12 protein-coding genes are annotated in these 12,647 nt (G+C 41.0%); 5 read left to right on the forward strand and 7 right to left on the reverse strand.

The window, feature by feature from the left end; genetic code table 11:
- Positions 1 to 35 precede the first annotated feature (35 nt).
- From JMY05_RS12270 to JMY05_RS12295, 6 genes are all read right to left on the reverse strand, one after another.
- Positions 36 to 317: a hypothetical protein gene (locus tag JMY05_RS12270; protein WP_201615229.1), complete on the reverse strand. Its 282-nt coding sequence runs from the start codon at positions 315 to 317 to the stop codon at positions 36 to 38.
- Positions 318 to 550: 233 nt separating this feature from the next.
- A complete protein-coding gene (locus JMY05_RS14080) occupies positions 551 to 931 on the reverse strand; it encodes a PAAR domain-containing protein (RefSeq protein WP_201615403.1) in 381 nt (126 codons plus the stop codon).
- A 128-nt stretch (positions 932 to 1,059) separates the two neighbouring features.
- Positions 1,060 to 1,962 (reverse strand): tetratricopeptide repeat protein, encoded by a 903-nt coding sequence (locus JMY05_RS12280; RefSeq protein WP_201615230.1) that lies wholly within the window; start codon positions 1,960 to 1,962, stop codon positions 1,060 to 1,062.
- Between the two features lie 62 nt (positions 1,963 to 2,024).
- Complete coding sequence (locus tag JMY05_RS12285; protein ID WP_045443307.1) at positions 2,025 to 2,594, reverse strand: hypothetical protein; 570 nt, start codon at positions 2,592 to 2,594, stop codon at positions 2,025 to 2,027.
- 3 nt (positions 2,595 to 2,597) lie between these two features.
- Complete coding sequence (locus JMY05_RS12290; RefSeq protein ID WP_201615231.1) at positions 2,598 to 3,854, reverse strand: PAAR domain-containing protein; 1,257 nt, start codon at positions 3,852 to 3,854, stop codon at positions 2,598 to 2,600.
- Positions 3,855 to 4,074: 220 nt separating this feature from the next.
- On the reverse strand, positions 4,075 to 5,094 hold the full coding sequence (locus JMY05_RS12295; protein WP_045443311.1) for a lipoate--protein ligase: 1,020 nt from the start codon (positions 5,092 to 5,094) through the stop codon (positions 4,075 to 4,077).
- Between the two features lie 233 nt (positions 5,095 to 5,327).
- Between JMY05_RS12295 and JMY05_RS12300 the strand changes: the two genes are divergently transcribed.
- Positions 5,328 to 5,768 carry a hypothetical protein gene (locus JMY05_RS12300; RefSeq protein ID WP_045443313.1) on the forward strand — a complete coding sequence of 147 codons (441 nt, stop codon included), beginning with the start codon at positions 5,328 to 5,330 and terminating at the stop codon, positions 5,766 to 5,768.
- A gap of 24 nt (positions 5,769 to 5,792) precedes the next feature.
- Complete coding sequence (locus JMY05_RS12305; RefSeq protein WP_045443315.1) at positions 5,793 to 6,638, forward strand: hypothetical protein; 846 nt, start codon at positions 5,793 to 5,795, stop codon at positions 6,636 to 6,638.
- A 97-nt stretch (positions 6,639 to 6,735) separates the two neighbouring features.
- Here JMY05_RS12305 and JMY05_RS12310 read toward each other — a convergent pair whose 3' ends face one another.
- Complete coding sequence (locus JMY05_RS12310) at positions 6,736 to 8,334, reverse strand: GMC oxidoreductase (RefSeq protein ID WP_045443782.1); 1,599 nt, start codon at positions 8,332 to 8,334, stop codon at positions 6,736 to 6,738.
- 392 nt (positions 8,335 to 8,726) lie between these two features.
- Between JMY05_RS12310 and trpB the strand changes: the two genes are divergently transcribed.
- From trpB to JMY05_RS12325, 3 genes are all read left to right on the forward strand, one after another.
- The gene (trpB, locus tag JMY05_RS12315; protein ID WP_045443317.1) at positions 8,727 to 9,953 is read left to right on the forward strand and encodes a tryptophan synthase subunit beta; all 1,227 of its coding nucleotides are present in this window, start codon (positions 8,727 to 8,729) and stop codon (positions 9,951 to 9,953) included.
- A 218-nt stretch (positions 9,954 to 10,171) separates the two neighbouring features.
- Positions 10,172 to 11,074, forward strand: coding sequence for a DMT family transporter (locus tag JMY05_RS12320; protein WP_201615232.1), 903 nt, complete (start codon positions 10,172 to 10,174; stop codon positions 11,072 to 11,074).
- A 341-nt stretch (positions 11,075 to 11,415) separates the two neighbouring features.
- Positions 11,416 to 12,519 carry an alkene reductase gene (locus JMY05_RS12325; RefSeq protein WP_045443320.1) on the forward strand — a complete coding sequence of 368 codons (1,104 nt, stop codon included), beginning with the start codon at positions 11,416 to 11,418 and terminating at the stop codon, positions 12,517 to 12,519.
- The last annotated feature ends 128 nt before the right edge of the window (positions 12,520 to 12,647 follow it).

The raw sequence follows: 12,647 nt of genomic DNA on the forward strand, positions 1-12,647 counted from the left end.
CTAGCGTGTTGAATTTCGCTTCTTCGTAGGATTGTCTAGTATCTGATGTGTCTTGCACTTGGATGTCTTAAAATAGAGTTGTCATCAAGCTCTCTCATAATTGTATTTTCATAGGTTATAGCTTTATGTTTATAATCTGTTTTGCCTGTATCTACATAATTTTTTATATGTCCTAATTCATGAGCCATTACCCTTGTTAAAGTAGGTTTAAAAACACCTGTAGCCTTACTATCTATACTTTTACTATCTGCGCGAACAAAGTAAGGGTCATAAACGTTCATGTTGATTTTCACAGTAATCATATCTTTATCAACCATTCCATCCGACTCCCACAGTTTCCAAGACTCATGCTGATTAAGAATCATAGGCTCTTTTTTTATTATTGTTAATCCTAAGCCTCCAGAATTTACTGTTTCGATGGAAACTCTATAAATACTACTATCGTTCTGAATAACAGAGATTATATGTTGCCCTTGCGGAGTAGATTTAATCTCATTAAAAGCTTGTATACAATCTTTACCGAAAACTTACTACCATCAATACCACTATCTTAAACTGTACTCTTATTATCTTTTAAATCTATATATAAACCTTTAGTGCTCGCAAAGCTATTCCCAAATAAAACATCAGGCTCCGACTTTGCAAACTGCAAAGGCGCTACCTGAGCAATACTGCCCACATTAAAGTCAGACTCCGCAAATGACTGCTGACTAGCAATCAGCTTCGCACCGCAGCTGGTGACATCGCCGCCGCGAGCAATAGGCGCACCATCGACAATAAAGGAGGCATCACCACTAACAATAGTGGTGAACTTTTTGCATTTTTTACAGATGACTTTATCGCCTTTACGCGCGACAGAGATACCGTTATGAGTGGTGTGCGGTGAGCCGGAGCTTACTACCTCTGATAAAAGCTTTATATTTAAAGCCAGACTTGGGGCAGCATACTATTGAGGTCGAAACTATTTTAGATAGTTTGATAGGGTGACGGAGCGATTAAACATTTTGTCAGTTAATAACTGTGTGAGATAGCTACTGCTCACTCATACAACCGTCATTATCATTGGCTCATGTTTTCAAGATCGCCCAATGTGAGTCCCGTTTCTTGAGTGCTATAAATAACGATACCTTCATCGTCGATTTTATCATTCATGACCAATCTACCAATGCGATTGCTGGCTTCTTGATTGCCTTGATCGGCGGCCTTTTTGTACCATTCAAAAGCTGTGTCATAGTCTTGAGGGACGCCATAGCCGTTTTCGTAGAGACCACCGATATTAAGTTGTGCTAAATCCAGATCTTGAGCCGCAGCTTTTTTGTACCAATCCAATGCTTTGGTATAGCTTTGCGTCACGCCGTAGCCGTTTTCATAAAGATTGCCAATATTGTTTTGAGCATCAAAAGATCCATTATCAGCAGCTAATACATACCACTCCATTGCTTTTTTATAATCTTGTTCCACACCAATACCTTCATGATACATGACGCCTATATGATGCTGAGCGTCGGCGTCCCCTTGGTTAGCAGATCGTTGAAGCCATTTAAATGTTTTTAGATCATCTTTTTCAACAGTGATACCTTCATGGTACATAACACCGAGATTGAATTGAGCTTTAGAATACCCTTGGTTAGCAGCTTGTTGGAACCACTTAAATGCTTTTTTATAATCTTTCTCAACAGCAATACCTTCATAATACATAGTACCGAGATCATATTTAGCAGGAGCATAATCTTGATCAGCAGCTCTTTTAAATAGGCTAAAAGATTTTTCATAATCCTGAGGAACTGAGTTACCCTCATAGTAGGCAAGGCCAAGTTCGTATATCTCAGCAGGAGTGCTTTGATTTGACAGTATAGGAGTGTTTGATGACTCCGCTGAACAAGCAGAAACGATTAATATATTTGATAATAAAGTAGCTAATAGTAAAGACTTAATTAGAGTAGTAGTTTTTCTTTGATACATTAGATATCCTTTTAACAGTTTATTTTTTATATGTTCTCGTTATTAAATTTTAGAAAGTGATACTAATTATTTAGTTCTATATCGCTAGAATTTTCATACTGTTCTTCAATCAAATCATAACAAGGTGAACTATAGTCATAGAGAAGTTCAATCAGTGTTCTAACTTTAGTAGACTTGTAATCAGGGTCTTTTTGCATATCTGTCATATACAAAAGTATAGTGGCTTTATCATTGCATAAGATTTGGATATTTTTAGCTATCTCATCAGATTTTACTGTAACTAAAGTTGTATAATCGTGCTTTTCCATTCGATTAGTCATATCTGTCCAACCTCTTTCGATCAGACTATGTTTTAGCCTTAATAATTTACCTTCATTAAAGTCGTAACCGTAATACCAAGAATAAAACCAAACCTCACGGTTAGTATAATCATACTCACTTTCATCAAAGTTTAGAAAGATCGCGATTTTACTCATTTCGGAAAGCAACCAACCTTCCTTCTCTGTTAGTTCTTGTCGATATACTTCAAGCTCTTTGTTCGGTTCTGTTTTAATAGATAATATGAAGAAAACAAAAACGAAAGCAATAAATAAGATATGGGATAACTTGTATTCTTCACCTCTTATTTTCACTGATTATTTTCCTACATACTTGATTATATTTCTTGCAGAGTTGTATTTCATGTTAGTTGCTTCTTCCATATTTGTAGAGCCTTTACTAGCACCAATAGAAGAGCTGCCATTAGAACCTTTAATGGTCCAACCTTTACCAACACTACCGCTTGCTGCAAAGGTCGTACCATCATCAGTCGTTTCAATGGCAGCAGTTGCTGGACCAACTTCAATAGAATATGAATGTCCTTTACCTGATAGGATGGCATCTGTAGCTCTAGCGTCATCTTTAATGTTACTACTTATAATACGTCCAACCCCTACCTGAACACTAATGGATGGCGCCTTATTAGTATTGACATTAGCATTTGCGATTGCAGGTTCATATACTTTTCCGTTATGAACGTTTACAGACATTCCTATATCAATACCAAAATGTTTAACGCCTGCGCCACCTGCTATATATACAAAGTCTACGTTCGATCTTTGACCGAATCGTAGCATGGCAGTTGCTGCCGAGGCCTTAGTTCTTTGGGGAAAATCCTTTAATCCAGCTTCTATAACGCCAAGGTTTATAATCATGGCATTTTTAGTATGCTTGGCAACATTGACCGTGTTTTCACCAAACTCTTTCCCTTTCTTTTTAGTGCCACCCCAATATGAAGTTACAGTATCAACAGCTGCTTGATACGAATCTGACGCAAGAGCAGAGAGCTGATTTCCCATACCTTTTTCTTTATACCAAGTTGAATCAGAAACCAATAGATCACTAGGTTTATCTGCTAGATTATAGCTACCTAAATAATCTCCATCATTATTGTATTCATCGACTGCAATATTGCTAGAGTTACCTTCTGAACCATAGTTACTTATGGAATCTTCTTCATGGTTGAACTCAATTACTTCAATAGCAAAGTGAATTTCTTCAAGTTCTTCCTCATTATCATCTACAAACGAATTACTCATATCCGACTTCGCAAACTGCAAAGGCGCTGCCTGCTCAATACTACCTACGTCAAAACCCGACTCCGCAAAAGACTGCTGACTAGCAATCAGTTTAGCGCCGCAGCTAGTGACATCGCCGCCGCGAGCAATAGGTGCGCCATCGACAATAAAGAATGCATCACCACTAAGAATAGTGGTGACCTTTTTGCATTTTTTACAGATGACTTTATCACCTTTACGCGAGACAGGTATGCCGTTATGAGTGGTGTGCGGTGAGCCGGAGATGACCGTCCCACCGTGAGAGGTCTTTGCGCCGACGGTGATATAGGCTGCCATAGTGCTACCTTGCTTAAACGTTTAAAGTTTGGATTGTTATAGCGATTCTATTATTTGCATCACATTATAGATGGCTACAGCGTAAAATATCAAACTTAAGTTTATTTAAAGGTATAAATTATACGGCAAGCTCAGTCAGCGTAAAGCATAAAAGCGTTTGAGCAATTGGATACAAGAGGGAATTGAGTCTCTTTATTCATTATTAATAACAAGCAAAAATCTAACCTTCCATTTCCCTAAGCAGCCACACAGACACGTCATCAATCTGCGCTGCCAAATCAGGATGAGTCTTACCTAATTCGTCCAACTTGGCTTTAATAGCTTCTTTATTATATTTAACGCCAGTCAGGGCAGCTTTTAACTGGTCAATCAGTTCAACGTTTAGCGCATCAGAGAAGATAACCACATCGCGTATCACTGCTTGCTTCACATCAAGGTGCAAGTCAATAATACCCCAATCAAAGCGTGTCTCAATATGATGGGAAAATTCAGGTGTTTTGCCAAAGCGCCAATCCCAATCTGCCATTTGCTCATAGTATTTATTTAATGATGGCTGCTGCGCGAGACTGGCTTCATCCAACGCTTCTATTGGCGTAGTGTCGCCATAATCTTTGTCGCGATAGTATTCACAAAACGCTTCGATAATTGCCTCGGATAAAGTCTCGTGATTGATGTCTTCATTAAACTCAACCAAATTAGCGACGCGCGCGCGCACGGACTTGATGCCTTTGGCTTTGAGCTTAAGTGGATGCGGATTGAGATAATCGCCGAGCTTCTGCATGTTAGCGTTCACTAGTAATGTGCCATGATGAAAGCTACGATCAGCCGCGTGTTTAAAGGCGCTACCTGATATTTTCTTATCACCGACTTGCATGTCATTACGACCGGACAAGTCCGCGTCTATGCCCAACTTTTTTAGCGCATTGATGATGATGGTAAAGTTCGCTGCTTGATCGTAGTCGGCTTTGGGCGATAAAAAGGTAAAGTTGGTATTGCCCAAATCATGAAACACCGCGCCACCGCCACTCTGACGCCGCGCCAAAAACACATTGTCGGCTTCCATCTTATCGATTTTGCATTCCACCCATGGGTTTTGCGAGCGCCCAATGACCACGGTCTCGCTATTGCGCCATAAGAATAGCGTGTGCGAGTCGGGATTGAGCGTATTAAATATCCAATCCTCGGTCGCGAGGTTAAACCAAGGGTTGGTAACGCTAGATTTTAAGATGCGCAGTTTCATTGTTTGTCCTTTTTCTCGAATAATTATTCTAGATTGAATGTTATCAATAGATACTGTCATTGTTGCCGATGCGTGGTTGGAATTCAATGGGTGTGTGGTATGGGAGCGGTTTAAGTCTGAAGTTTTAAGAAGTTAACTTATTTTTAGTCTTTCTGTTATGATTACGACTGATATTAAGTAACAAATAGCATTGGTTCAAACCAGCTAACTGATGCATAAGAAGAGATTTGGTTATGGATGAAAGGATAAAAAACTTAGACACTCCTAAGAAATGTGAGATTTTTGCTAAAAATGCTTTGAATGCAGGCAGAGAAGATTTGGTAAAACAAGCAAAAGAACGAGCTATTCACTTAAAAGCTGAAAACTATGGTGCTGAAACGTCGGCAGAGAAAGAAGCTATAAAAGCAGTCTATGCTTATGAAGAGGTGCTAAGTGCCAAAAATGGTAAGAAAACACGCGCATCTAGAACTTGGCCAATGATTCAAAAATACGGAATAATTAATGCTGTCGAGCGCGCTGTTGATCGTAAATCTGAGACAAAAGGTTATACCGCATTATTAGAGATGGGCTTGGAAGCCTATGCTTTCGAAGCAGTAATACTTCGCTATCCTGAACTATTCTCTGAGAGTGCAGTAGAAATATCTCGACAAAGAATGAGTGAGTGGAAAAGTTAATAACGATTTTATATAGGAATATAAATGGAATCTTTAAGAAATGAGTATCAGGAAAAAATTAACAGTGTACTTCTTGATGGTTTTGAAAAAGAATTATTGAATTCTGCTTTTATTAACCTTTTAACTCCTAACGCACTGAGGTTGAATAATTTTGCTTATGCACTGCGTGAACTTACAAGGCATGTTTTACATAGACTAGCGCCAGATAATGAGCTTAGAAAATGTGAATGGTTTAGACCAGATGGGACATCATCTAACGGAATCACTCGAAAACATCGAATAAAATTCGCGATACAAGGTGGTCTTTCTGATTTTTACGTAATTGAAAAGCTTTATATTGATGAAGTGGATGATGTTTCTAACGAACTAAAAGACATCATAAATGACTTGAGTGAATTTACTCATATAGAAGAATCGAAGTTTAATAGTTCAACAGAAAAAACTAAAAAAACGGCAGAGCAGTATCTTTCTGTAACACTAGGTTTTGTTAAAAAGATTGACGAGCTTAGAAAAGAAGTAGCAGATAAGATATTCGAGAATATTGATGAAATGCTGATTAAACGAATAAATAGTGAGTCGGTGGTCGAGTTGATAGAAATATCAACCCATCAGTATATTGAAGAAATAACACCAGAAAAAATTCATGTTATTAAGGTTGGTGCAAATTCACTAGTAATGAGTGTCGAAGCACTTATAGATGTGATTTTGCTATATGGATCAGAATCTGATCGTCGTAAAGATAATGGGGCCGAAATTCCAATTTCATTTCCTGTTTACAGTGAGATGGAAGTACTATTTAAGAAGCCATTAGGTAGTGTCATTAATCTCAACCAATTCAGCGTAGACATTTCCAGTTGGTATGATGGGTAATATCGGAAAGAGCCTAAAATCAAATAACTTCTACAAACCCAAAAAAACGCCCCTCAAGAGCGTTTTCTATCTAACCAAATCCTAAAACTCTAACAACCTACCCAAAATCTTCCTTTAAAATAGTCGCCATATTCCGCTCAGCAAGTCCCGTGATAAACACATATGGATTGACGCCAGCGCTACCAGGGATTAACGCCCCATCTTGCACGTAGATATTTTTATGCCCTTTGACGCGACCGAACTCATCAGTCGCTTTGCCAAGTACGCAGCCGCCAAGTGGGTGATAGCAGAAGTTATCACCGAAGCCTTTGGTAAACAGCAAACTTGAAGTTGATCCACCATTTACTTTGGCGAGTTTTTCGATCAGCTCTTTAGCAGCATTTACGGAATAGTCGTTTTGTTCACGTTTCCAGTTGAGCTTGACGGTTTTTGAGGTTTTATCATAGTAATAGTTGCCGCGTTCTGGATTGTCAGTGATGGCGAGATATAGCGTTGTCCACGTTTCAAGTCCCAATGGTAAGGGCGCAAGTTCGGCAAAGATTTTGTACTTTGAGCCACCTCTATCGCCGTCCCACATATTGATGCCTTTGACCGGAATGGTAGATTGGGTGGTGCCAGCAGCATGGACGAAATTGCGCCCTGTCATGATGTTACCGTTGGGTCCCCAATGTTTGCCGATGTGTTCGTTTAGGTTGTTTAGCCTCCCTTCGGCTTGGCTTTTTAATAGTAGCTCTGAGGTGCCCGTACTGCCAGTATTAAGGAAGAGCTTATCGCAGGTATAATGCTCAACTTTATCCACACCGCCAGTCTTATTGATAACATGGACTTCTAAACGCAGTTGGTCGTTATCAAGCGCTTGAATAGTATTAACTTTGCGCAAGGTTTTGACCGTGACATTGCCCGTGGCTTCAGCGTCTTTTAGGTAGGTTAAATCCAATGAAAATTTGCCCGCATTGTTGCCATAGATGACTTCACCGCCGAGCGCGGATTTATACACTTCGCCGCGCGCTTCCTTTTGCATATAGTCAAAATCGTAGCTATTACCGAAAAACTCTGTTTTTAGTCCCGCCTTTTCTGCTTGGCGTTCAGCTGAACGAGTAAATTCGTAGTGCTCGGATTGATTAAAAAACGATTCGGGTATTTGACTGACTTTTAATTCTTTCATAGCGCGAGGGAAGTAGGTATCGTACATCTCGTCAGAATTAATCCAAGGAAACGTTTCTTCAAAGTGCGAGCGTCTTGGCTGAATGGCAATCGCGCCATTGACGATAGAGCCGCCACCATAAGCACGCCCTGCAAAGACTTTCATATTATCGTATTCGATTAAGTCTAAAACCCCAGGATATTTTCTGATAGGAATGGGAATCGGAATAGGGGCGTTTGGCATATTGCTAAACCAGCTTGAGCGTTTATCAGCGCTAATCATTTTGCAAAAGGTATTATGTTCGGGTGTTCTGTCCCAGCGCATACCCATCTCAAGTATCAACACTTTATGACCTTTTTCGCTCAACCGTAGCGCCGATACCGCACCGCCATAGCCACTACCAACGATGATATTAGGAAAATGCCCAGCTTGAGTAATTTTGCTTGGTAGCTTTGGCTGCTTGGCAAGCGTTTGGCAACCACTCACCGCAGCGGAGGTGCTGATAGCGCCTAAGCTTAAACCCATGGCTTTAATCAGCTGGCGTCGTTGCATGGTGTATCCTAATTTGATATTTAAGCTAAAAAGCCCGTATGAAATAATATTAGCTTTAGACTGCAAAGGTGCGCTAAGCCAAGCGAGCATCATATTAGCAAACATAGGTTGCGTTAGTATTTCAGTCAAGCGATTGCTGTAATACTTATAGATAAATCGGGCTTTCATTCACTGATTATTCTTGCCAGCTTTTAGTCAATAACTCAGCCAGTTACTTAGTCAATTATTTTTAGAGTGACGTGTAAACTTGACCGAATAGAGAATTTCGCTTATCATCTTGTTTCAATGTACTAGAACACAAATACATCAAAATATTTTTATTACTAAAAATGCTAAATAATTCGGCAAAAATGCCAATACTAATACTCCATTTAAAATAACAAGGCTTAACTATGACAACGCAAAATACAGCAGCTGGCTACGGTTTACATCAATCAATACTACCGAATAACGATGGTTTATATGGCGAATTTGGTGGCAAAATTGGTCATCCTGAGCTGGCCAAAGCCATGGCAGAAATCGAAGTAGGCTTTCGTGAAATCATTAAAAATGACGATTTTATCGCTGAGATGAAGCGCTTGCGTGAGACCTATGTTGGTCGTCCAAGTCCTATTTATCATGCGCAGCGTTTGACGGAGCATTGCGGCGGCGCGCAGATTTATTTTAAACGTGAAGATTTAAATCATACGGGCGCGCACAAAATTAATCACTGTTTGGGTGAAGTATTATTAGCCAAAAAATTAGGCAAAAAAAAGGTGATTGCGGAAACGGGTGCGGGGCAACATGGCGTAGCATTAGCGACGGCAGCAGCATTGATGGGTTTGGAGTGTGAGATTCACATGGGTGTGGTGGATATTAAAAAGGAGCATCCAAACGTCAGCCGGATGAAGATTTTGGGTGCCAATATCGTACCAGTCTCGCGTGGCGCGGGTACGCTAAAAGAAGCAGTCGATAGCGCTTTTGAGACTTATTTGAATGAGCTTGATACTAGCATGTTTGCGATTGGCTCGGCACTGGGACCTGCGCCCTATCCTGAAATGGTCAGCTATTTTCAGTCAGTGGTCGGACATGAAGCGCGGGCGCAGTTCTTAGCGACGACGGGTAAGCTACCTAATAAAGTGGTCGCTTGTATTGGCGGCGGCTCTAATGCTATTGGTATGTTTAGCGGCTTTTTTGATGATAAATATGTAGAAAAAATAGGCGTAGAACCCGCAGGCGAAGGTCTGGATACTCCTAATCATGCGGCGACGATGTCACTGGGCGTGAAAGGCGAAATTCATGGTTTTAAATGTTACGTGCTGCTCGATGAAAAAGGCGAGCCAGCTCCCGTACATTCAATTGCTTCTGGTCTTGATTATCCAGGGGTTGGACCACAGCATTCGCATCTGCGAGATTTAAAACTGGCCACTTATGAGTCGGCGACTGATGCTGAATGTTTAGAAGCGTTTATGGCATTGTCGCGCCTTGAGGGTATTATTCCTGCCTTAGAGTCGGCACATGCCATCGCTTATGCGATGAAAATCGCCAAGGATATGTCAGCGGATGAGACGATTTTGGTCAATTTGTCAGGGCGCGGCGATAAGGATATTGACTTTATTTTGGATAAAGTAAATTTGTAGAAGAAATCAGTGATAAATACAGAAAATACAACATCAATCGAGCAATTAAAAAGTTATCATCGAGGTTTTTTTATCACACGATACTTTTTACGACTGAGCCTTTTATAACTGCGCTTTTATGATGAATTTGTTGATAACAATCATTTCATAACGAGAAGTTCATAAATAGCCATTTTATAAGTAAGGAGCAATCGTCTAACGCTTGATAGGATCACCCCATGTCTAACCGCGACCTCATTATTTTTATCACCTTATCCTTTATGTGGTCGCTGTCTTTTATTTTTTATCGTATCGGCGTGCCTGAATTTGGCTCGTTAGCTTTTGCCAGCCTTCGTGTGGTCTTGGCTGGGCTGACCATGCTGGTTTTTGTCTTGATCAGCCCAAAAAACAGAGAGGGTATACGGGATAATTGGAAAGTGTTGACGCTGGTTGGATTATTTTCTGCGGCTATTCCCTTTATCCTGTTTGCATTTTCAGCGCGCTCGGTAAACGCAGGGGTGTTGGCGGTGCTCAATGCGTCTGTGCCAATGATGAGCGGTTTCATCGCCAGCACCTTTTTTAAAGACAGACTGTCAAGAACACAACTTCTCGGTTTAGTCATCGGTGTTATCGGTGTGATTATTTTGATGAGTGAAAACTTATTTGGCGGTAGCGGGCAGGGCGCTGAGTCAAGTTCCGGGTTGCTACCAATGGGCTATGCGTTATTGGCCTGTGTCGGTTATGCCGTCGGTGCCAATATCACCAGAAACTACTTATACAGTGTCTCGCCAGTGGCAATTACCGCAGGTTCGCTTATCATTGCCAGTACTATCATGTTGCCGATAGCAGTCTACGAATTCCCATATGGTAAAAGCATTAGCCTTACTGCTTGGGTTTCTGTCATTTGTATCGGCGTATTTTCAACCGCCATTGCCTTGATTTTTATGAATCAATTGATAAAAAGTATTGGTCCTATGCGTGCAACCAGTATTACCTTAGTGATTCCGATTTTTGCGATTATATTGGGTTACTTATTGCTTGATGAAGCATTGGACACACCTGCGATCATCGGCTCGATGGTGATATTGTTTGGCACTTACTTGTCTTTAGAGTTGTCCATTAAAAAGATGCTCAAGTTGTAAAAATCTCGATTGGGTCATCGTTCAACACGCTCCAAGTAGACTTTTGACTGAGAGGTTATGAGTACACGTTATTGATAAATAATATTATTTTACTATTTATGTTTTTCAATGATTAAAGCCATTCGCTTAATAGGCTAATAAGAGGCGTTGAATAATGAGTATTATCAATACCGATATCATGCCATATTAATATTTTTGTTGGTCATTTTTCCTTGGAATTATCACGTTTGCCCCCTATAAAGACTACGGATTATAAATAGCGTATTAAAAAACGAGCGCGCTATTTATTCATTAATAACAAACCAATCATTATGGTTTTATAACAACAAACAAGGCTTTTTATGGCACACGATAATTTATTTGAACCCGTAAAAATGGGTACGCAAACCCTAAAAAACCGCATCATCATGGCACCGTTGACACGTCTGCGTTCGATCGAACCTGGTGATGTACCGACGGCACTTGCTGGAGAGTATTATTCACAGCGTGCGAGTGCTGGGCTTGTTATTACTGAAGCGACGCAGGTATCTTTTCAGGCAAAAGGCTATGCTGGCGCGCCGGGTATCCATACCCAAGATCAAATCACTGCGTGGAAAACCATCGTTGATAATGTCCATGCCAAAGGTGGCAAGATTGTGGTGCAGTTATGGCACACAGGATTGGTCGCGCATGAAAGCGTGCAGCCTGATGGCAAAGCGCCGATCTCAGCGTCTGATGTGCATGTCGGTGTGCGTACGTCATTGCGTGATAGCAATAACCACGCCATTCGCGTTGAAGCGACCACGCCACGTCCAGCGACACTTGATGAGATTAAGCAAGTCATCGCTGATTTTGCCCAAGCGACCAAAAATGCTAAAGAAGCAGGCTTTGATGGGGTAGAGATTCATGGTGCACACGGTTATCTATTGCATCAGTTTTGGGTTGAGCAAACCAACCAGCGTGATGATGAGTATGGCGGTAGCCGTGAGAATCGTGCGCGTCTGACTCTTGATGTCATCGATGCTTGTGTTGATGCGTGGGATGCTGATCATGTGGGTATTCGTATCTCGCCACTTGGCACGTTTAACAATGTAGAAGCAGGCTACAACGAAGACGAAAACATCTGGCTAGTTGAACAGATCAACAAGCGTGGTCTGATGTATTTGCATCTCTCTGAGCCTGATTGGGCAGGTGGCACGCCTTATAGCGATGCATTCCGTCAGCGTGTCCGTGATGCTTTTGGTAATATGATCATCGCTGCTGGTGGCTATACTGCTGAAAAAGCGGAGAAAAATATCAAGGAAGGCTATATCGATGCGGTTGCTTTTGGCCGTGATTATATCGCCAATCCTGATTTGGTTGAGCGTATCCGAGAAGGGGCGGCGCTCAATGAGCAGCATCCAGAGAGTTTTTATGGTGGTGGTACTGAAGGCTATACCGATTATCCGTTCCTGAATCAAGCATAATGGATGATCAGCTGCCCTTATGATTAGCTAACCTTAAGGTGTGTTAAAAATACCCTCACCGTTAGCCGATACATAAGTACATAATAAAAAGCCACCTGACGGTCTGCGTCAGGTGGCTTTTTGATGCC

The organism is Psychrobacter sp. JCM 18902, from assembly GCF_904846615.1.
Classification (GTDB): domain Bacteria; phylum Pseudomonadota; class Gammaproteobacteria; order Pseudomonadales; family Moraxellaceae; genus Psychrobacter.